Origin of the sequence: Acinetobacter cumulans, from assembly GCF_003024525.3 — a bacterium.
Taxonomy (GTDB): Bacteria; Pseudomonadota; Gammaproteobacteria; order Pseudomonadales; family Moraxellaceae; genus Acinetobacter; species Acinetobacter cumulans.
The window spans coordinates 1,750,871-1,772,332 of sequence record NZ_CP035934.2 but is presented as its reverse complement, the minus strand read 5'-3'; the positions used below and the strand labels follow the sequence as shown (position 1 = coordinate 1,772,332).

Here is a 21,462-nt window from a genome sequence, read left to right as displayed (position 1 = left end):
TGAGTGAGCCCTTATACATAGCCATGATGTATTTAGAAATTAAATAAAAATGCCATTTAGACATTGCCCAATCTGTATGCTCTGGTTGGCAGGTACACGTACCAAACAATTGGCATACATTAGATTGCTTAACATATGTGATTGTTGCTTTGTTAAATTGCTTAAACGAAGGATGCCTTGTTCAAATTGAACAGACATACGTAAAAAACGTTCACGTGCATCAGGTTTTAGCGCATGGGTCATTTGCCCACTAAACCAGTTCGGTTGTTGTTGTTGATTTTGTAGCGCATTGAGTAAAGTGGATGCATAAATTTGCATGCCTACATAAACTGCAGCAGGGTTTCCAGGTAGACCGAGCAAGTAGCAATGATGCAAATTGCGCTCTGTATATTGCGCAAAAAACATGGGTTTGCCAGGTTTTTGCTTAATTTTCCAAAAGATTTGTTCAAAACCAACCTTTAGGGCCACAGGACGGACAAAGTCATAATCACCTACTGATACACCACCAGTCGTAATGATCAGGTCATATTGGTTTTTAAGTTGGTCGAATAAAGCTGAAACCGCGCCTTCATCGTCTGCTACATGAAATATGCTGACCTTTTGATTACGTGCTTTAAACCATGCTTGAATGAGCGGTGCATTGGCATCAAAGATTTTACCCGTAGCTAAATCGCTGGCCTCCATTGCAATTTCATCACCTGTAATCACCATTGCAACTTTCGGATAACGATAAACCTGTACATGCCTAACTCCCGCCATGCTTAAGGCTGCGATAGCACCGACGCTCAGCTGTTGACCGTGCTCTGCCAATCGCTGACCTTGTGCAATTTCTTCACCTATATCTCGAATATCGGTATGTGTGGCTAAATCATGGCTTAGCACAATTTTATCTGCATAGGCTTGTACAATTTCTTGCCGTGCAACAGTCGTTGTGTGCTGTGGAATTGCTGCACCCGTAAATATTCTTACAGCTTGACCTTCACGCAGGGAAATATTTGCCAATTGACCTGCGCGTAGTTCACCGACTAGTTCAAATTCTGTGTGTGCATGTACATCGCCTGTCGCACAAATTGCATAGCCATCGACAGCACTTTGTGAAAACATGGGTAAATTAAGACTTGAATATACAGCTTCCGCGAGAAAATGGTTTAAGGCATCAGAAAGAGCGACCGTTTCTGTACCTAGGCTTTGTACATTCTTAAAAATAAGTGCCAAGGCTTGATCAATTGAAATTAATCCAGCTTCCGCACCACAGGCTAAATGTCCGACCGATTGATTCATTGATATCCTCCTGCATGAGGGATATTTTTTTGCACATCAAATAAGTGAACCAAGGCGGGTAAAATGGCAATTAAAGATTCTTTAGCACCTTGACGGCTCCCTGGTAAGGTAATGACAAGGCTTTGATCAATATAGCCTGCAATACCTCGACTTAAAGCCGCATAAGGCGTCCGCTTTTGTCCAAAACTTCGCGAAGCCTCCATTAAGCCGGGAATTTCACGCTGTAACAGAGGCTGAAGTGTTTCTACAGTTAAATCTTTCGGACCTAAGCCTGTACCACCCACAGTTAAAATTAGCGGATATTGCGCTTTATGCTGTTCAACCAAAGCCAAAAGTTGTTCAGGACTATCTGATATAACTTGATAGCTGATGTTGCTAAAATTTGCTTCTTCTAAAATTTCTAAAACATTCTGCCCCGCCGTATCTGGCTTTTTACCTGCAGCAACAGTATCTGAAAGCACAATAATAGATGCGGACAAAGCTTCTTTAAGCACACGACTAAAGTGAGATTTTCCACCTTTTTTCTTCTGCAGCTTTACCTGATCCAAACATAAGTCTTCTGGTTCACAGTGCGGTTTGAGCATGTCATATAAAGTCAAACCTGCAAGGCTTACCGCAGTCAAGGCTTCCATTTCAACCCCAGTTGGGCCAATGGTTTCGACCACTGCACTAATTTCGACATGCGCTTCAAATAGTTGATATTCGACATCTGCACGGTAAATGGGCAATGGATGACACAACGGAATTAGTTCATCAGTACGTTTTGCCCCTAAAATACCTGCAATCCGTGCAGTTTTTAGCGCATCGCCTTTTTCGGTATTGCCATTTCTTAATAATTCAATGCAATGTGCCGGTGCATGAAGTATCCCTGTGGCAATTGCAGTGCGATAGCTTTCAGCTTTCATCCCGACATTTTTCATTGCATTTCCTCAATCTAGTTTTTTAAATATATTTAAAATTTTTATAAATTTATAAAGGCCATTGATAGAAAACAGGCACTTTGGCTGGTTCATCAATATCTTGGCTTAAATGGTGTTCATCATGCTGATGTGAGCAGTGTGTATGTGTCGCTGCGATTAAAGATCCTGTATGCGCGTTGGGGTCATGGTCTTTACGAATACAGCAACCTTCTACATATTGGCTACTGCCATCCATATAGAATTCTTCTTTCCACACGGGCACTTCATGCTTTACACGTTCTACTGCTTCTTCACAGGCTTGAAAAGCTTCACGACGATGCGCTGCATAGGCCATGGCAATAATTGCTGTATCGCCTATATTTAAAGCCCCAACTCGATGAACCACTCTGACATAAGACACGCCGTATTTTGTTTGAATGTCATGCTCAATTTGGCGAATCATTTTTTCGGCAACAGGTGCATAAGCGGTATATTTCAATGCTTTTACCGCTTTGCCCTCATGGTGATTACGTACAGTTCCAATAAATACTCCCACACCACCACATTCTGGAAAAGCATGGATTGTATCAAATAGCGCTTGGCTAAATAATTCACTTTGAATACGCGAAAAATCTTTGAGCATGAGTTTTAACCTCCTGCGACAGGTGACAACAACACAACAGTGCTATTTTTCGTTAAATGGTGTTGTCTAGAGATAATGTCTTCGCCGATTGCACAGGCACAGCGCTCTAGCATTGCTTCAACTTGCGGACAGGTCTGCACAATCATATTTAAGACCTCAGCAACTGTTGCATTCAAATCACACTCAAAAGTTAGCCCTTGAGGAAGTTGTTTTTCGATTGCACCAAAAGCTTCTATACAGATGTTTATGCTATGCATCGGCTTAGCCTCCAATCATGTGCATGCTAATTTTACGAAGACCGCTTGGCTGATTTTGTGCCATTAAGCTATGAAAGCCTTGTTCTTTTTGCCAAATATAAGAGGCCAATTTACTATTTAAAAGTGTGTCATTTTGCTGAGGGTAAAAACTTAATGACTCGATATCCTGCTTTAAATTCAACCCTTGCACTGAAAATAAACAATTATAAAATTCGCCTTGCGCATTTAGTCTCAAACGGTCACAGCGACCACAAAAGGAGTTTGTAATGGTGGAAATAATCCCCAAAGCTTGACCATTCACTAAGTATTGACGCGCAGGCTGTGCGCCTTGTCCTTCTAAAATCTGTACGTTAAATTGGCGGCTTAAGATTTCTAATATGTATTGTTCGGACACGACCTCTTGTTGAGTCCATTTTTTATCGCCATCTAAGGGCATAAACTCAATAAAACGTAATTCAACGTGTTGTTGCAAGGCCCATTGCACTAAAGGAATAATTTGATTGCTATTAAAACTCTGCATCAGCACAGTATTAATTTTGAGCTTCAATCCTACTTTTTTTGCTTCAGCAATGCCTTCTAGCACTGGAGTAATTTTTCTTTGCGTGAGCTGTGTAAATTGTGTTGCGTCTAAGCTATCTAAACTAATATTTAAGTCATCTAAGCCTGCTTGTTTTAAGGCCTGTGCATATTGCTTTAAATAATGACCATTAGTGGTCATAGAGATTCGTTTTAAACCCAAAGTTCTTAGTGCTTGTAGTTGTTGTACAAAATGAACAACTCCCTGACGCATGAGTGGTTCACCACCAGTAATACGAATTTGCTCAATACCGCGTTGTACCATAAATTTGCAAAATGCGTATAAAGCTTCAAAGCTGAGTAAATTATGTTTCTGCATCCATTCAGGGTGCTCAGGCATGCAATACACACATTTAAAATTACACCGATCTGTCACCGATATACGCAATTTACGCTTGTACCGCCCAAATTGATCTTGGAACGGAGTCGCTTGTAATTTTGTGATGCTATGCATACGTCTAATCCATTGCATTCAAATGCGCTGTAGATGAACAGCTCATTTGAGATGCCCTATTTTCTTGCAAGTTATTTAGCAAAAAGTGTTCCAACTTTGAGCGTTGTTTCTAAATTTTAAAAAATAAATTTTTATTGTTTAAAAACAGGGATATATTTTTGTAATTTTTGAAATGAGTACACTTCAAAACACTTTTGAAACAATGTCCCTTTTATTTTTAGCTACACACTATTCACATTAGTCATTACATGAGGGTGAGTACTTAAATATCGTAATTACAATCAAGCAGATTGCACAGAAAATGTGCGTAATTTAATCACGTGTATTTAATGTTTATAAAAAATTGAGCTGCTGATGTTGTTGTAACTCATCAAATGAATTAATGCTGTGAAAAAATAGTGCATGATTTTTAAAACGTGCCAATTGCATGTGCATTTCTGCAAAACAATGCTTTAAACTGCGCTGATTTTGTTCTAAATGCATGCATATTTTAGGCAAACTGCTACGTTTTAATAAGCAAAATGGAAATAATGCCTTGCCGTTAATTTCAACAACCGCAACTTCGCATAAAGGATGGCGTTGCATGGCCTGATGTAAGCGTGAAATGACTTTTTTAGGAATATAAGTCACATCACAGGGTACAAATAATACATAGTCAGCTTGTACGTATTGCCATGCACTTTTCATTCCCATCAAAGGCCCATGAAATCCAGCTTCATCATCTTTAAAAAACTGAATGGATGGAATTAAGCGCTCATAAATCGAATGATCGCGATGACTATTGACCCAAACTTGACCAACACGACTTTTTAAATGTTGATGAATTTTGATTAATTGAATTTCATCGTCAAATTTATGTAAGAGTTTATTAATCCCGTTCATGCGTCGGGCTTGACCTCCAGCCAAAATAACTAAGTCCGTTTGCGGGTATGTAACCTGTTTAAATATTTTCTTTTTCATTCTGCATACTCCATCTGACAGGCTTTAATGAGCCCTCGAATTTCTGCTAAACATGAACCACAGTTACCGCCTGCTTTTAAACAAGCTGTGACTTTTTTTTCATGACTAATGTTTTTTTCTTTGATGGTTTCGATAATGGTATTTTTGCCGACTTTGAAACAGCTGCACACCAAAGGCCCAGCACTGTTATTCATACTCATTGGCTGTCCTGCAAGTAAGGCCTTACGGTGCATGGCGCTTAAACGCTCACGTTTAAATAATCCCGCAACCCAATCACGATCAGGCAGCAATCCTTTAGGCGCAATATATAAACTTGCAATCAGATGACCGTCTTGCAGAACCACAGAATGGCTTAAATGTGCCGTTTGATCCTCTAAATTCAGCCATTCAAATGATTCGTCAGTAAATGGCAGCAAGTTTTTCAACTGCTGTGCCGTAGTACTGAATTTTTGACGGTCTGCAAGTTCATAGCGCGTTGCTTTTGCTGTGGTGACTTTAGTCCACCAAATTGTGTTTTGAATGGTAGATTGCACAATGTGTTCAAAGCCCTGACGCACGTACAGCACGCCTTGCCACTGTGTATAGAATGGCTGCACAAAAACAGGTGTATGTTTAAACTCAGGTTCGCCTGAAAGCGCATCAACCACTGGGTTAACCACTTTACCAATTCTCGCATCGGACGCTACCTGATCATTCCAATGAATAGGCGCAAAAACTTGCCCACGGCGTATATTGCTGCTGACTTGCGCACGTAAGATGCACAGCCCCCAATTGGATTTAACTTCAACCAATTCGCCATCTTTAACACCAAACTTCAAGGCATCTTGCGGATGAATTTCACAATATGGCTCTGCACGATGCGTACTTAGGTTTGCCGATAAACCTGTACGGCTCATGGTATGCCATTGGTCGCGAATACGGCCAGTGTTTAAAATTAAAGGATATTCGCCGCAAACTTGATATACAGGGTTAATTGCCGCTGTCGCCACAAATTTAGCTTTGGCATCCGCATGGCTGAATTGGCCTTGGGCAAACAAACGGCTAACAGCATCATCGGCTTGATCAGCTTGCCATACAGGCCACTGAGTCGGTACAAATTGGTTATAGTCTTCTAAGCTTAATTCAGTTAAACCGTGCAAGTTAAAATAACGGAATTGTTCTGCTGCATCTCTTTGCGACAAAGGCGCATTTTTATAAGCAGATAATTTCGCATGTTCTATAAAGATTTCATGAGCATTGTTAAAGTTAAACCCTGAAAAGCCCATTTTTTTCGCCACTTGCGCGACTGCCCACCAGTCTGCTTTTGCTTCCGCTGGCGCATCTAAAAAAGCCGATTGGCGTGAGATACGGCGTTCAGAATTGGTTACTGTGCCGTCTTTTTCACCCCAGCCCAATGCTGGCAGCAACACATCTGCATATTGTGTGGTATCTGTGTCTTTACAAATATCAGAGACAACTACAAATTCACATTGCTCAAGCGCGCGTTTGACTTGATCTGCATCTGGCAAACTCACGACAGGATTTGTCGCCATAATCCAAATGGCTTTGATTTTCCCGCTTTCGACAGCTTGAAATAAATCTACTGCTTTTAACCCAGCCTTGTTGGCAATAAATGGACTTTGCCAAAACTCTTGCACAAGTGTCTGATGCGCTGTGTTATCGACATCTAAGTGCGCAGCCAGCATATTGGCTAAGCCACCAACCTCGCGGCCGCCCATTGCATTGGGCTGACCTGTCATAGAAAATGGCGCTGCGCCTAATTTTCCGATTTTTCCAGTCAGCAAATGGCAATTAATAATACTGTTGGCTTTATCTACACCGCGCGAAGACTGATTCACCCCCATTGAAAATAGCGTCATAACTTTGTCAGTTTGAGCAAATTTTTCAAAAAACAGCTGTAATTTTTCTAAAGAAATACCTGTACGTTCTGCAACAGCTTCAATAGATGCTTCTGATTCACTTTGTTGCAAAGCCTGAGCTAAACCTTGTGTATGATTCGCTATAAACTCAAGATCACTATAATTATTTTTAACTAAGTACTGAAGTAAGCCGTTAAACAATGCAATGTCTTGACCAGGTAAAATTGGCAAGTGCAAATCTGCAGCTTCACATGTACTGGTAAAACGCGGATCAATCACGACAACAAATAAATCGCGTTCTTCTTTAGCTTTCATAATGCGTTGATACAGTACAGGATGGCACCAAGCAGTATTTGAACCCACCAAAACAACCATGTCAGTGTGTTCAAAGTCTTCATAGCTTGCAGGCACAAGATCTTCACCAAAAGCACGTTTATGTGCAGCAACTGCAGATGACATGCAAAGACGAGAATTGGTATCAATATTTGCTGTACCTAAATAGCCTTTTACAAACTTATTGACCGAATAATAATCTTCAGTCAGCAGCTGGCCAGACACATAAAATGCGATACTTTCGCGACCGTATTGATCAATGCATTGTTGGAATTTATTTGCAATTGCATCAATAGACTCATCCCATGTACTCACTTTACGCTCAGTTTTACGCCCCAGCATTGGGTAAAGCACACGAGTTTCTAAGCCGAGCGTATCTGCTAAGTTGCTACCCTTAATACACAGCTTGCCGTAATTTGACGGATGATTCGCATCACCTTTAGTAATTACTGTTTTACCTTGTGCTGTTTCATTTACTTCAGCAGTTATACCGCAGCCTACGCCGCAGTAAGGGCAAGTTGTTTGCGTTGTTTTAATTTTGTTTTCTGTGGAGCTTGGTAGTTCCACCATCGGGATACTATTCACTTCTGCTGGCTCCTTATTCACAAGTCTAACGAGGTGTTGCAATAATTTTTAATAATAGACTTCTTAATCATATCTATTTCAAATAAACACTTAATTCACAAAGGAAATTCCCTCTCCTTTTTAAGGATGAGGAACATAGTTCCGCAAGTGGGAGAGGATTTATATGAAAATCTCCCTCATCCTCTTAAGGAACATACAAAAATAGAGACGCATCACCCTGCTTTCTTTAATGCAAAATTCTTACCAAACAATAGTTTGTTTCGGATTGAACTAATTGGTGTTTCATCGGCAATCAATTCTGCATACCACGCACCGTCTTCTGTGTCACCAAAAAGAACTGCGCCAATGACTTTATCTTTTTGAATAATAATGCGTTTATAAATTTGACGCTTTTCATCATTCAAAATGATGTCTTCAAAATCATCCTGCGGTTCAAAGTTGCCAGCTGAAAATACGTCACATCCGCTTACTTTTAATTGTGTAGGCACTGTTGGCGCTTTAAAAGTTAAACTGCCATGTTCAGCCAAATGTGATGCACAAATGAAAGCCTGTCCCCAAAGCGGTTCAACCAGACCAAATGTTTGACTGCGGTGTTCAATACATTCCCCAACGGCATATATACTTGGGTCAAAGGTTTGCATGGTGTCATTCACCATTACACCGCGTCCGCAGCGAAGCCCTGCACTTTGTGCCAGTGCAATATTTGGGCGAATACCGACAGCAAATACTACGAGATCTGCATCTAATACCGTGCCATCCTGCAAACGTAATTGTGTCACATGACCATCTTGCCCTATTAACTCTTGGGTATTCGCTGCGGTCAAAATACGAATGCCTTTTTGCTCAATCGCTGATTTCAGCATCAGGCTGGCTTTTTCATCCAGCTGACGGTCCATAATACGATCCATCAAATGCAGTACCGTAACGTTCATGCCACGCTGTTTCAGACCATAAGCTGCTTCTAGCCCTAATAAACCGCCGCCAATCACCACTGCATTTTTCTTGGTTTTGCAGTAGTCCAGCATTTTGTTGACATCATAAATATCACGGAAGCTTAAAACGCCTTTTAAGTCAGTACCCGGTATTGGCGGAATAAACGGTTTAGAGCCTGTCGCTAAAATCAGACGGTCATAATCGATGACCAAGCCTTTTTCTGTGTAAACCTGCTTACGCGGACGGTCTATGCGTACCGCAGCATCACCTGCAACAAAACGGATGTTTTTACCTTCATACCATGCATGAGGATGCAGCATAATATCTTCAATCGTCTTATCGCCAGATAGCACTGGCGAAAGCATAATACGGTTGTAGTTCCCCCATGGTTCTTCACCAATGACCGTAATTTCATAACGATCAGGTGCCATGTCCAGCAAATCTTCTAAGCAGCGCATACCGGCTAAACCATTACCAACCAATACCAATTTCATCAGCTGGGACGATGGCGCATTGTTGGTAATATAAGTTTTTTGAGCAGTTGGGCTGATCAGTACACGGCCATTTTCAATTTTGCTTGGAAAAACCAGTAATTTTTGGTCTTTGTCTTCTAAGCAGCGGCCTGTAGCAAGGCTAAAATGCTGTTTATAAATAGGTGATGCAACAACACGTTCACCTTGCAAGTCACCAATGATACCGCGTGACATGACATAAGCTTGGCTAAACGGGTCTTGATTGCTCAGCGCATAAACCCGCTTTTCAGCACCTACTCGGAAAATCGCAATTTGCTGATCGCCAATTAAAGCACCTACACCTGTATTTGGCGTAATGTCATCCAAGGCACAAACATCAAACCATTCTAAATCATTCATTTCTTTTAAAATTGTCATATTCTTTATCCTTCCTGAACTTTTATTCCAAACCTTTAGAAATAGCTGTGAATGAAATAAAAGTTCCAATACCTAAATTTGTTATGCTTCTACTACTGGGATACGGTTTACATCACGCTCAGATTCTGTTTTTGGGCGAATCTGACCGCGTACAGAAGCAAACTGAATATGCGGGTCTTGCTGTGCTTCAGCCTTAGCATTAATGAAGGTTTTAAAGCGTTTACGTACCTCTGGGTCTTCCACTGCTGTACGCCATTCATCTTGGTAAGTACCAACCACATGGTTCATACGGCGCTCAAGTTCAGAAGCTAAGCCAAGTGAGTCATTCACAACGACATCTTTCAGATAGTCCAAGCCGCCTTCCATATTGTCACGCCATACCGAAGTACGCTGTAAACGGTCTGCAGTCTGAATGTAGAACATAAAGAAACGGTCGATATACTTAATCAAAGTTTGAGTATCTAAGTCTGAAGCCAACAATTCTGCATGACGCGGTTTCATACCGCCGTTACCGCAGACATATAAATTCCAGCCTTTTTCTGTCGCAATGACTCCGACATCTTTACTTTGCGCTTCAGCACATTCACGTGTGCAGCCTGATACTGCCATTTTCAATTTATGCGGTGAACGCAGGCCTTTGTAGCGGTTTTCTAGGAAGATCGCCAAACCTACTGAGTCGTCTACGCCATAGCGGCACCAAGTACTGCCGACACAAGATTTCACTGTACGCAATGATTTACCGTATGCATGACCAGACTCAAAACCAGCAGCAATCAATTTTTCCCAAATTTCAGGCAGCTGATGCACTTGTGCACCAAACATATCAACACGCTGACCGCCTGTCAGTTTGGTATATAGACCATATTCTTTCGCAATTTGACCAACAGCAATTAAACCATCAGGAGTAACTTCACCGCCCGCCATACGCGGCACGACTGAATAAGAGCCGTCTTTTTGTATGTTGCCTAGGTAGTAGTCATTACTGTCTTGCAAGCCTGCATGGCTTGGTTTAAGTACAAAGTCATTCCAGCAAGACGCTAAAATATTGGCAGCTGTCGGTTTGCAGATATCACAGCCCAAACCATGACCATGCTGCTGAATTAAATCATCAAAGGTTTTAATTTCATTCACACGTACCAAGTGATACAGCTCTTGGCGAGAGTAAGCAAAATGTTCACAAATATGGTTATTTACAGTCACACCTTGACGCTGCAGCTCAGACTTAAGCACTTGCGTCACCAATGGTGCACAGCCGCCACATGCAGTTGCAGCTTTCGTACATTTTTTAAGTGCGCCTAAAGAAGTCGAACCATCCGCAATTGCAGAACAGATATCCGCTTTAGATACGTTGTTGCATGAGCAAATCGTTGCGCTGTCTGGCAGCAGATCTACACCGCTGCCGCCCGCTTTACCTGAAGCTTCTGCAAAGCCCGGCATAATCAGGCTTTCTGGGCTTTCTGGTACATCCAGATCATTCAGCATCATTTGCAAAAGATCGTTATATTCTTTTGCACAGCCCACTAGAACCGCACCTAGCAGTTTAGTTTTTTCAGCATTCACCACAATCTTTTTATAGACTTGCGCCGCTTCGTCTGCATAAAAATAGCTTAAAGCATTTGGTGTCATTGCATGCGCATCACCAACTGATGCAACATCCACACCCATCAGTTTCAACTTGGTGCTCATGTCTGCACCAGCAAATGCGTTACAGCTTTCATCCATAACGTGCTTTGCAGCTATACGCGCCATGTCATAGCCCGGTGCAACTAAGCCATAAATTTTATTCTGCCAAAGCGCACATTCACCAATGGCATAAATGTCTGGGTTTGAGGTTTGGCAATGATCATTAATCACAATACCGCCACGCTCGCCTATGGCTAAACCGCTTTGACGCGCTAATTCATCACGTGGACGAATACCAGCAGAAAATAAAATGATGTCGGTTTCAAGTTCAGAACCATCACCAAACTTCATCACGTGTTTAGCTTCCGCGCCATCTTCAATACAAGATGTTGCTTTTTGGATATGTACTTTTACACCTAAATTTTCAATTTTAGTACGCAGTACTTTGCCGCCTAAATCATCAATTTGCACTGCCATTAAACGTGGTGCAAATTCCACAACATGCGTTTCTAAGTTTAAATCACGCAGCGCTTTCGCTGCTTCTAACCCCAACAAACCACCACCAATCACCACACCTGATTTTGCATTCAAGCTTGCAGCACGGATAGCATCTAGGTCGTCAATGGTACGGTACACAAAACAGTTTTCGCGTTCATTGCCTGGAATTGGCGGTACAAAAGCGTATGAACCTGTAGCCAGTACTAATTTGTCATAAGAAAGAATATCACCATGATTCGTCGTTACCGTTTTATTGCGCTGATCAATTTCAACTGCTTTGGTGCTTAGGCGTAAATCAATACCGTATGCATCAGCAAAGTCACTACGGCAAAGGGTTAAGTCTTTTACAGATTTTCCGCTGAAATATTCAGTTAAGTGCACACGGTCGTAAGCTAGACGCGGCTCTTCAGCTAAAATGGTTAATTCAACATCATCACCTGCGTGTTCCAGTACAGATTCAATAAACTTGTGGCCTACCATGCCATGACCAATCATGATGATTTTCATATTCTTTCTCCGCAATATTTTCTTTTGCGCAGCCTAAGCCTCTTTGCGCTTAGGCTGCCATTTGTATTAGTTTTGAGCTTCAGCTAGATTTCGTTCATTCACAGCTTGTTCAAACAGACGCTGTTCTTTTTCTTTATGCTCTACAGAGAAGCGGATCATCAGCACACAGCTTGCAGCAATAACCACTAGACCGCCCAACACCATAAGCGTGGTTTGAATATCCAACATGCCTTTAAGCAAGAATCCTGCAGCTACCGCACCAACGTTACCGCCTGCGCCGATAATGCCTGCCACGCCGCCTAAAGCATCACGGTCAATGAATGGCACCAAGGCATAGGTTGCGCCGCACGCCATATGGGTGAAGAGTGCGAATACTGTCATGGCAAGAATGGCGAATATTGGTGTGCTCATTTGCGAGAACAGAATTAAAAATAGGCCTTCAAGTAGAATCATGGCAAACAGAACTTTGGTACGTCCGTCTAAGCCTTTTTTAGTTGCTACCTTGTCTGAAACAATGCCACCGAGCGCACGGGCAAACAGTGCCAAAAGTCCGAAAATACCTGCAGCCATGCCTGCTTCTTTTAAACCAAATTGGAAGTTGTCGACGTAATACAGCGCAATAATGTTGTGAATAAAGATTTCGATGCCAAAGCAAGCGGCATAGGCGCCAAATAAAATCCATACGCGATAGTTACGTGCAGCGTGCATGAGAATGGCCACACCGCCTTTTTTATCTGAACCAACCGCTACACCTTGTTCACGTAGTTCTTTAAAGTCACCTTGTGGGCAGTCTTGGGTAAATTTCCAGTACATTGCACCCACGATCAGCATCATCACACCAGGTACAATCAGTGCAATACGCCAGCCCATCGCTTGCTCTACACCAAACATAACGAGTGCACCAAGCAGTAATGGCATTAAAGCTTGTGTTGCACCACCGCCTGCATTACCCCAGCCTGCGGTTGCCGCATTGGCTGTACCCACCACATTAGGCGCAAACATAATGCTTGTATGGTATTGCGTGATGACAAAGCTTGCGCCGATCGCACCGATCAGCAAGCGGAAAAATAGAAAGGATTCATAACTATTTGCAGAGGCCACGCCAAAGACAGGGATACTGCCGATGATTAATAATGCTGTATAAGTTTTACGTGGACCGTATTTATCACATAAAGGCCCAACGATCAGACGGACTAAAATCGTGATTGCAACTGCGGCAATATTGATATTGGCAATTTGATCTTTAGTCAGGTGAAATTCGCCAGCAATGACAGGCATCAAAGGTGCACAAGCAAACCAAGCAAAGAAACAAACAAAGAATGCGAGCCAACTCATGTGGAAGGCCCGCATTGCTGCTGAAGAGAAATTAAAAAGACTTATTTTTGTTGCTTTTTTAGCATTTAAATTTGAAGACATAGCTTCCAACTCCTGAACTGAACGTATACAAGTTGCTGATATGTAGTGACATAGCAGAAACGATCAGAACGGACATCGTTGGCCGTCTTACAAATTTTATTTAAGTCGTCTTTGACTTACTTGAGTATAAGCACTCATCATGCCAAGTTTGGCTTTGTAATTTTAAGTTACTGTTAAATATTAATTTATTTTTAACTATGTGTAAGTGTTTTGATAAAACTTAATTACAATATGTAATTTTGCATTTTCCCCAAAATTAACATTTGCTCAAATAGCTTAATCTTGATGCATCATTGCATTATAAAGGTGCAGGCATGTATAAGCTGTGGCATAAAAGCTTTGAAAATTCATATAATTTTCAGTTTGTTCTGACTTTTATCACTTGGCATTTAAATTGCTTGTCTTATTAAATTTCATTTCAGGACGGCCCTGAGTTTTTGCATGCCAAAACTAAAAATAGCACTCATCGATGATGATGTAGAACGTGCATCTTTTATTAAGTCCTCTTTAATCGAACATAGTTTCGAAGTTGTGGCTTGCCTGATGATTGATCATTTGAATACTACAGATCTACAGACCTTACATGCCGATGTCATTCTTTTAGATATGGATCACCCACAGCGTGACATTATTGAAAGTTGCGTAAGTCAGTTTGATTTACCCACTGTGCTTTTTACCAAAAATTCGCATAAGGACACCATTAAAAATGCCATTGAAGCTGGCGTAACTGCTTATATTGTAGATGGCATTGATCCAGTAAAATTAGACAGTATTTTAGAAATTTCAATTGAGCAATTTAAAAAGCATAAAAAACTACTCAAAGATTTAAATGAAACAAAATGCAAATTGGCTGACCGTAAAGACATTGAAAAAGCCAAAGTGATGCTGATGCAAATCCATCACATTGAAGAAGATAAAGCATTTGCTTTGCTCAGAAAAAATGCCATGAGCCAACGTATGACCATGGGTGAAATGGCACGTCGATTAATCGATGCACAGGCCTTACTTCAAACTCAATTTAAGGACTAAAGATCGATCATGAATGATTTAGAAAAAACAGATATTCAGCTCGGCTATATACCTTTACTGGATTGCACTGCAATACTTTGGGCACAGCATCAGGGCTATTTTAGCGAGCAAGGTCTCGAAGTAACTTTGGTTAAAGAAGCATCATGGGCCAGTCTACGTGATCGTATGGCATTTGGCTTATTGGATGTGACACATTGTTTGTCGGCCATGCTTCCTGCAGCTGCAACAGGAGATGATCATTTAGGTATTCCGCTACAAACTTCACTGGTGTTAAGTACAACACGTGCTTTTATTAGTTTAAGTCAGCAGTTGTGTTATGAGTTGAATATCGCATCTACAGACACACCTGCAGATTCTGCCAACAAAATTAGCCAAGCCATTCAGGACGGTAAAAAAATACAATTGGCACATGTATTTAAGCAGTCTATTCATCATTATTGCTTACGTGAATGGCTAGCTCTGGCCAATACTGAATTGGCCCAAAACTATCGCTTAGCGACTTTACCACCGCCGTATATGGTTGAAGCCATTGCCGCACAGTTAGTTGATGGTTTTTGCGTTGGCGAACCGTGGAATATTCAGGCACAGATTCAGGGCTATAGCCAAATTATTGCGGAAAGTCGCCAGATTATTCCCGAAGTTGCCGATAAGGTTCTTGCCACAACACAAGAATGGGCGTTGCAACATCCCAACACACTTATAGCTGTGAAGAAAGCAATACAGAAAGCACAGCACGATTTAACGCATTTAGATCGACTGGACGAGGTATGGAAAATGCTCGAAGCCAGTGAAATTATTCGTTTTAGTTGCTCTGATCATTTGCATGTTGAAAGTTTTTATAAGATTCAAAATATTATTCGTAGCTTTGGTGTGCAAAAAGCACCTCAAGTTGATAATTTTAAATGGATTGTGCAACAAATGTGCAAATGGGAACAATTAGAATTAAGTCTGTCAGACATAGAGCAGATTGCTCAGCAGTGCGTGGGTCTAACTAATGCGTAGAACTGTCAAATTCTCAATTCGCCTATGGTTTTTGTCATTATAGAATGCAAATTTCCAAAATTGCTTTCTCATTTTTAGAATTAAATTCGAATAAACCATTCAAAAAACTCAACATGGCACAAAAATCGCTTATGCATCATTAGCCCTGTACAGAGCGTATAGATGATCCTAAGCGATATGCCAAGTGCATGAATTTTGAGACTGATTTTTATGTCGATTACTTTTTCAAGGTTTTCTGAATATTTTATAGCTGTTGCGAAGTCTGGAAGCTTACGAAAAGCAGCAGAACAACTTTTTATCTCCGTTTCAGCAGTACATCGACAAATTGTATTGGCTGAAGAAGAACTAGGCGTCGCATTATTTGAAAGACTGCCACAGGGTTTAAAGCTTACGCTTGCAGGTGAACTACTCTATGCAGACCTACTTAAATGGCAAAAGGAATTTCAATTAACACGGATACGCTTTGATGAAATTCAAGGTTTGAATCGGGGTAATATTCATATTGGTTTTATTTCTGCGCTCAACGACAGTTTTGTCTTGGACAGTATCCAAGATTTAACTCAAATGTATCCATGGATTAACATGAACATTTGTATTCACAATAGTGAGGTTATTTCTAAAAAAATTATTGATGCTGAGCTCGATTTTGGCATTATTTTAAACCCACAAAGTCACCATCAATTAGAAATTCTCTCTTTTATTGAAATTCCACTGGGCTATACCCTTTCACCCTCGCACCCATTGGCCACAGCAGAAAAAATTTATTTATCTGATACGCTGAGCGAACGTCATATTATGCCCAGCGAGCCTTTAGTGATTAGTGAATATGTGCATACTTTGTATAAACATCATAAATTTACACCCATACAAAAAATTGAATGTAATGATATTCGTATGATGAGTGCTTTAATTAAGCAGAATTTAGGCATTGGCTTAATGTCTTATATGGATGCCTTACCTTTAATTAAAACAGGCGAATTAATCTTTAAACCCCTGCATGAAAAAGGGATTCACCGTTTAACGATTGCACTATGTGTAGCATCAAAGCGTCAAACCACTAAAATATCTAAAATTATGATTAATCAAATGATCGAACAAATCGAAATCATTAAAAATCAGCTTAAGATTCTGTAAAATAACGTTTTATTCAACTGGTGAACGAATTAAATCCACTTTATAAAAATTTAAAAAAATCATAAAACCAGTATCAAGTACTAGTTTTATGATGCATTTCGGTCAGACCATCAATCTAAAGGATTACCGACAATATTACTAATAATCCCTTTCATAATGTGCTCACCTTGCTCTTGTTTTAAGTCTTCATACCATTGACGGGTAATGGCTTCGTCTTTCATGTGGGTCACATCACAACGCTTACGTGCACGTAGTACCAATTCATTGGCACGTTCATTTCGTTTATTTTGATAGCGTCTTAAGGCATCTTGTAACCCCAAAGTATTAATTTGCAAGGCACGCGCTAAGTAAATCGCATCTTCCATGGCTTGGCAGCCACCTTGGCCAATGTCTGGCGTCGTACTGTGTGCTGCATCCCCCACAATGACCACACGGCCTTTATAAAAATCTGCAAAAGGTTCAATATCGTGAATTTCAACGCGGTTGGTTTTTTGCTCATCCACTGCCTCAATCAGCTTTTGTACGGGCTCACACCAACCTTTAAAATATTCTTTAAACAAGGTTTTATATTGGCTACGGTTATTTTCTAAACCCACTGGCAGTGGCACATCAAAAAAGAAATAGAAACGATTTTCTGCAACGGGCATCAGTGAAACACGTTTACCTTCACCGACAAAAGTTGTCCACTGATCTGCAGCTGCAAATTCTTCTGAAATATTGACCAAACCATTCCAATTAACATAACCGGCATAGCGACGATCAACCTGTGCACCTAATACATAAGCACGAGTAATGGAGTGTGTCCCGTCTGCCCCGACCAATAAATCGCAACTGGTTGTGCTTCCATCTGCAAACTGAATTTTGACGGTGTCGTTGTGCTCGGTAAAAGCCGTCATTTTTTTGGCCAAATGAATATCTTCGCGACCAAATTCATCCATCAGCATATTTTGTAAATCTGCGCGAGACACAGGATATGGACGCTGACCGACTTCTTCAATCAGTGGATACAAGCTGAACTGCGTCATGGTATCGCCACTGAGGCCATCAATATAAGCCAAATAGTCCATTTTACCGCCAAGCTTTTCTACTTGTTCCGTTAAGCCAAGGTAATTTAAACACTTTACACCATTTGACCATAGGGAAATTGCGGCACCAATTGGTAAGATCTGTTCAGCTTGTTCATAAATACTGACTTGATGCCCAAATTTTTTCAGTGCAATGCCTGTGGTTAACCCCGCCATACCTGCACCAATAATTGCAATTTCCATCTATAACTCCCGTATTTATTTCATCATCTGAGTCATAAAAAGCGAAAAGCGTGCCATTTTGCTCAAGTCGGATTGAAAAAAACAAAAGTTGGCACAGGCTGTGCTTCTAAACACCTTGTAAGGCTTGTTTTTATCGAATGTTCAAAATTCATCAAGATGATGCAAGTGTGATGTTTAAAACGATCAAACCTGAATGGATTTTTATAAATGGCAACATTATTCGCCCCTATTTTTGATATTCCTGCACAATTACAAACACTAACGAACTTAGCAGATGCCCGTATTGGTGCAAAAATCGTGGAATGTTCCGATGATTTTTTTGCAGAAGCTAAGCGTATGCTTCAATTTGAAGCACCCATATTTGTAGAAGATAAATTTGACGACAATGGCAAATGGATGGATGGTTGGGAAACACGCCGTAAGCGCCACAGTGGTTATGATTGGGCGATTGTGCAATTAGGCGTTGCCGGTCGTATTCAAGCCTTTGATATCGACACAACCTTTTTTACTGGTAATTATCCAGCTTCAGCTTCGGTCGAAGCCTGCTATGCACCAGATGGCGACCTCAGTCAGGCAGAATGGGTGAGCCTTTTAGATAACTCTGTTTTAGGGCCGAGTCAGCATCATATTTTACATGCTAAGTCACAGCAGCTATTTAGCCATGTACGTTTAAATATATTTCCAGATGGTGGCGTGGCACGTTTTAAAGCCTATGGCACAGTTGAAGTGCAGCTACAAGATGTAGAACAAACGATAGATTTGCTGGCGCTTGAAAATGGCGGTCGCGTCATCGCATATAGCGATGCGCATTTTGGGCACCCACGTAACTTAATCAATCCTGGTCGTGGCATTAATATGGGTGATGGTTGGGAAACAAAACGCCGCCGTGCACCAGGGTTTGACTGGTGCATATTAGCTTTAGGCCAAAGTGGTGCAATTCATAAAATTGAAATTGATACTGCACATTTTAAAGGAAATTATCCTGCGCAAGTTTCAATTCAAGCAGTGTATATCGAAGATGCAACAGATCCGCAGTTGATTCCGCAAAGTATGTTCTGGCCTTTCCTGCTGGAAGCGCAAGACATGCAGATGGATCATATCCACACTTTCCTTGCAGAAATTTTAGAGCATGAAAAAATCTCACATATCCGGGTGAATATGATTCCAGATGGTGGCATTAGTCGTATACGTCTTTGGGGCAAAATTGCGGGATAAAAAGTGATGAACATGACTTTCGATCTTCAAAAAATTCACATCGAACCACTCACAAAAGCCAACTTTGCCGCTTTTGGTGAAGTCATCCAATGTGCAGAGCAAGATTTCTTCCATATCAATAATGCACATACAGAGCGCTATCATGCAATTGCTGTGACCCAAACAGACCAAGCTCAATCGGGCATTAGTATTTTTCGTAATATCAAATCTACGGTATTACCTTGTACAATCTGCATGTTAGAGCGCCATCCCTTAGGGTCTCAGGCTTTTATTCCTATGCATGGACAGATTTTTTTAATTGTTGTGGCCCCTGCTTTAGATGCCAACCAACCAGATCTAAGTCAGTTGCGTGCGTTTATCAGTAATGGTGAGCAAGGGGTCAATTATCATGCAGGTACATGGCATCATCCTCTTCTGACGCTTGAAGCACCCAGTCAGTTTGTGGTGATTGACCGTATTGGTACAGGGCAGAATTGTGATGTGATTCAATTTACTACTCCAATTCAGCTCTGTACTACTTAAAGCATGCTGTTTTAAAATTTATTCGTCATCTAAAACAAGCACTTTAGTGCTTGTTTTTTTATCTCAATTATCAGTTTTTAAAATATCTGTCGTTCTACAGCTTCAACGTTACATATTCTAAAGTACCTACCCAATTTTAGACCTCATAAAAAGCCCACAAAATGTGGGCTGTATTAAAGTGTTCGTTATGAATCTAGCGCATGTACTTTAATGTGGTGTTTTCACCAATGTTTTAGACACATTCACAGTCGCTTTGGGTTTAAACAGACTGAGGTGGTTAAACACAATGTTCAGTAAAATTGCCATTACGCAAGTAGAGCTGATCCCTGAATGAAATAATGTTTGCACCCATTTTGGAAAATTTGCATAGAAAGAATGATCAATAATTGGAATCATCCCTGCTGCAATTGCGGTCGCGACAATAATCAAATTCTTTTGTTCATTGTAGTCAATTTTAGCTAAGGTACGAATACCGCTGGCCGCCACTGTGCCAAACAGCACTAGACCTGCACCGCCTAATACAGGGACAGGAATGGCTGCAATAAGGCGCCCCATAATAGGTAATATCCCAAGTACAACAAGAATTAGGCCTCCTGCTGCTACAACGAAACGGCTTTTTACTCCAGTAATAGCTACCAAGCCAACATTTTGTGCAAATGCGCTTTGCATAAATGACCCAAAGATTGGTGCGGCAGCACTCGACAACATATCTGCACGTAAACCATTGGTAATACGCTCTGCATCCACTTTTGTATCTACAATTTCCCCAACAGCAATAATGTCTGCAGTGGTTTCCGTCATAATCACCAAAGTGACAATCAGCATGGCAATAATCGCACTGAGTTCAAAGCTTGGCATGCCGAAAGCAAAGAAACTTGGGAACTGAATCCAACTGCCGCTTGCAACTTTAGAAAAGTCACCAAAACCAAAGGCATAAGCCAAAACTGTCCCTAAGATAATCGCCAGTAAAATAGATAAGCGACGAATAGTCGCATTACGCGTTAAATTCAGCGCAATTACGATCGCTAAAGTTAAAAACGCTAAGCTAATGTTTTCTGCACTTCCCCAGTCAGGCGCTTTGTTGTTGCCGCCCATCATCCAACGTACGGCAACGGGTAATAAAGACAGGCCAATGACGGTAATTACACAACCAGTCACAATAGGCGGGAAAAAACGGATAATTTTAGAAAAATACGGCGCTAAAAAGAAACCGATGAGTGAAGCGACAATCACTGCGCCATAAACTGCAGAAAGTCCACCACCTGTTGTGACAATCGCAATCATGGTGGCAACGCCCGCAAATGATACGCCTTGTACCAAAGGAAGCTGTGCGCCAATGTATTTCACGCCTATGGTTTGCAGTATGGTCGCCAAGCCGCCGACAAACAGCGCAGCTGCAATCAATAAGCCGATTTGTGCCGCTTCTAAGCCCGCCGCAGTACCAATAATCAATGGTGGCGCAATAATACCTCCATACATGGTCAGCACATGCTGTAAACCGTATGCCAGGCTTTTGCCTGCACCTAAATATTCATGTTCTGGTGAAATGCTTTTTTCGTGTTCTGTCATTGTTATATT

General features: G+C 41.1%; 17 protein-coding genes. 5 read left to right on the top strand and 12 right to left on the bottom strand.

What is annotated here, in order from left to right:
- Nucleotides 1-39 precede the first annotated feature (39 nt).
- From C9E88_RS08440 to C9E88_RS08395, 10 genes are all read right to left on the bottom strand, one after another.
- Nucleotides 40-1,281, bottom strand: coding sequence for a molybdopterin molybdotransferase MoeA (locus tag C9E88_RS08440; RefSeq protein ID WP_106984338.1), 1,242 nt, complete (start codon nt 1,279-1,281; stop codon nt 40-42).
- Complete coding sequence (moaCB, locus tag C9E88_RS08435) at nt 1,278-2,201, bottom strand: bifunctional molybdenum cofactor biosynthesis protein MoaC/MoaB (protein ID WP_106984339.1); 924 nt, start codon at nt 2,199-2,201, stop codon at nt 1,278-1,280. Before moaCB ends, C9E88_RS08440 begins: the two co-directional genes overlap by 4 nt.
- 49 nt (nt 2,202-2,250) lie before the next feature.
- Complete coding sequence (locus C9E88_RS08430) at nt 2,251-2,823, bottom strand: molybdenum cofactor biosynthesis protein MoaE (protein ID WP_106984340.1); 573 nt, start codon at nt 2,821-2,823, stop codon at nt 2,251-2,253.
- A 5-nt stretch (nt 2,824-2,828) separates the two neighbouring features.
- Nucleotides 2,829-3,080 (bottom strand): MoaD/ThiS family protein, encoded by a 252-nt coding sequence (locus C9E88_RS08425; RefSeq protein WP_106984341.1) that lies wholly within the window; start codon nt 3,078-3,080, stop codon nt 2,829-2,831.
- Between the two features lie 4 nt (nt 3,081-3,084).
- Nucleotides 3,085-4,110: a GTP 3',8-cyclase MoaA gene (moaA, locus tag C9E88_RS08420; protein WP_106984342.1), complete on the bottom strand. Its 1,026-nt coding sequence runs from the start codon at nt 4,108-4,110 to the stop codon at nt 3,085-3,087.
- Nucleotides 4,111-4,443: 333 nt separating this feature from the next.
- Entirely contained in the window at nt 4,444-5,070 is a 627-nt protein-coding gene (gene mobA / locus C9E88_RS08415; protein ID WP_106984343.1) for a molybdenum cofactor guanylyltransferase, read from the bottom strand.
- Nucleotides 5,067-7,847, bottom strand: coding sequence for a nitrate reductase (locus tag C9E88_RS08410; RefSeq protein WP_106984431.1), 2,781 nt, complete (start codon nt 7,845-7,847; stop codon nt 5,067-5,069). Before C9E88_RS08410 ends, mobA begins: the two co-directional genes overlap by 4 nt.
- Nucleotides 7,848-8,059: 212 nt before the next feature.
- Nucleotides 8,060-9,670: a nitrite reductase small subunit NirD gene (gene nirD, locus C9E88_RS08405; protein ID WP_106984344.1), complete on the bottom strand. Its 1,611-nt coding sequence runs from the start codon at nt 9,668-9,670 to the stop codon at nt 8,060-8,062.
- An 81-nt stretch (nt 9,671-9,751) separates the two neighbouring features.
- Entirely contained in the window at nt 9,752-12,298 is a 2,547-nt protein-coding gene (nirB, locus tag C9E88_RS08400; protein ID WP_106984345.1) for a nitrite reductase large subunit NirB, read from the bottom strand.
- 66 nt (nt 12,299-12,364) lie between these two features.
- Nucleotides 12,365-13,714, bottom strand: coding sequence for an MFS transporter (locus tag C9E88_RS08395; RefSeq protein WP_106984346.1), 1,350 nt, complete (start codon nt 13,712-13,714; stop codon nt 12,365-12,367).
- 441 nt (nt 13,715-14,155) lie between these two features.
- On the opposite strand from C9E88_RS08395, the gene C9E88_RS08390 reads away from it, so the two are divergent.
- From C9E88_RS08390 to C9E88_RS08380, 3 genes are all read left to right on the top strand, one after another.
- Complete coding sequence (locus C9E88_RS08390; RefSeq protein WP_106984347.1) at nt 14,156-14,743, top strand: ANTAR domain-containing response regulator; 588 nt, start codon at nt 14,156-14,158, stop codon at nt 14,741-14,743.
- Between the two features lie 9 nt (nt 14,744-14,752).
- Nucleotides 14,753-15,745, top strand: a complete 993-nt coding sequence (locus tag C9E88_RS08385; protein WP_106984348.1) for an ABC transporter substrate-binding protein — start codon at nt 14,753-14,755, stop codon at nt 15,743-15,745.
- Nucleotides 15,746-15,955: 210 nt separating this feature from the next.
- Nucleotides 15,956-16,879 (top strand): LysR family transcriptional regulator, encoded by a 924-nt coding sequence (locus tag C9E88_RS08380; protein ID WP_106984349.1) that lies wholly within the window; start codon nt 15,956-15,958, stop codon nt 16,877-16,879.
- A gap of 110 nt (nt 16,880-16,989) precedes the next feature.
- Here C9E88_RS08380 and hpxO read toward each other — a convergent pair whose 3' ends face one another.
- Nucleotides 16,990-18,147 carry an FAD-dependent urate hydroxylase HpxO gene (gene hpxO / locus C9E88_RS08375; protein WP_106984350.1) on the bottom strand — a complete coding sequence of 386 codons (1,158 nt, stop codon included), beginning with the start codon at nt 18,145-18,147 and terminating at the stop codon, nt 16,990-16,992.
- Between the two features lie 207 nt (nt 18,148-18,354).
- Between hpxO and alc the strand changes: the two genes are divergently transcribed.
- The gene (alc, locus tag C9E88_RS08370; protein ID WP_106984351.1) at nt 18,355-19,362 is read left to right on the top strand and encodes an allantoicase; all 1,008 of its coding nucleotides are present in this window, start codon (nt 18,355-18,357) and stop codon (nt 19,360-19,362) included.
- Between the two features lie 12 nt (nt 19,363-19,374).
- Entirely contained in the window at nt 19,375-19,884 is a 510-nt protein-coding gene (locus C9E88_RS08365; protein WP_106984352.1) for an ureidoglycolate lyase, read from the top strand.
- Between the two features lie 207 nt (nt 19,885-20,091).
- On the opposite strand, the gene C9E88_RS08360 is transcribed toward C9E88_RS08365, so the two are convergent.
- Nucleotides 20,092-21,453 (bottom strand): nucleobase:cation symporter-2 family protein, encoded by a 1,362-nt coding sequence (locus tag C9E88_RS08360; RefSeq protein WP_106984353.1) that lies wholly within the window; start codon nt 21,451-21,453, stop codon nt 20,092-20,094.
- Nucleotides 21,454-21,462 lie beyond the last annotated feature (9 nt).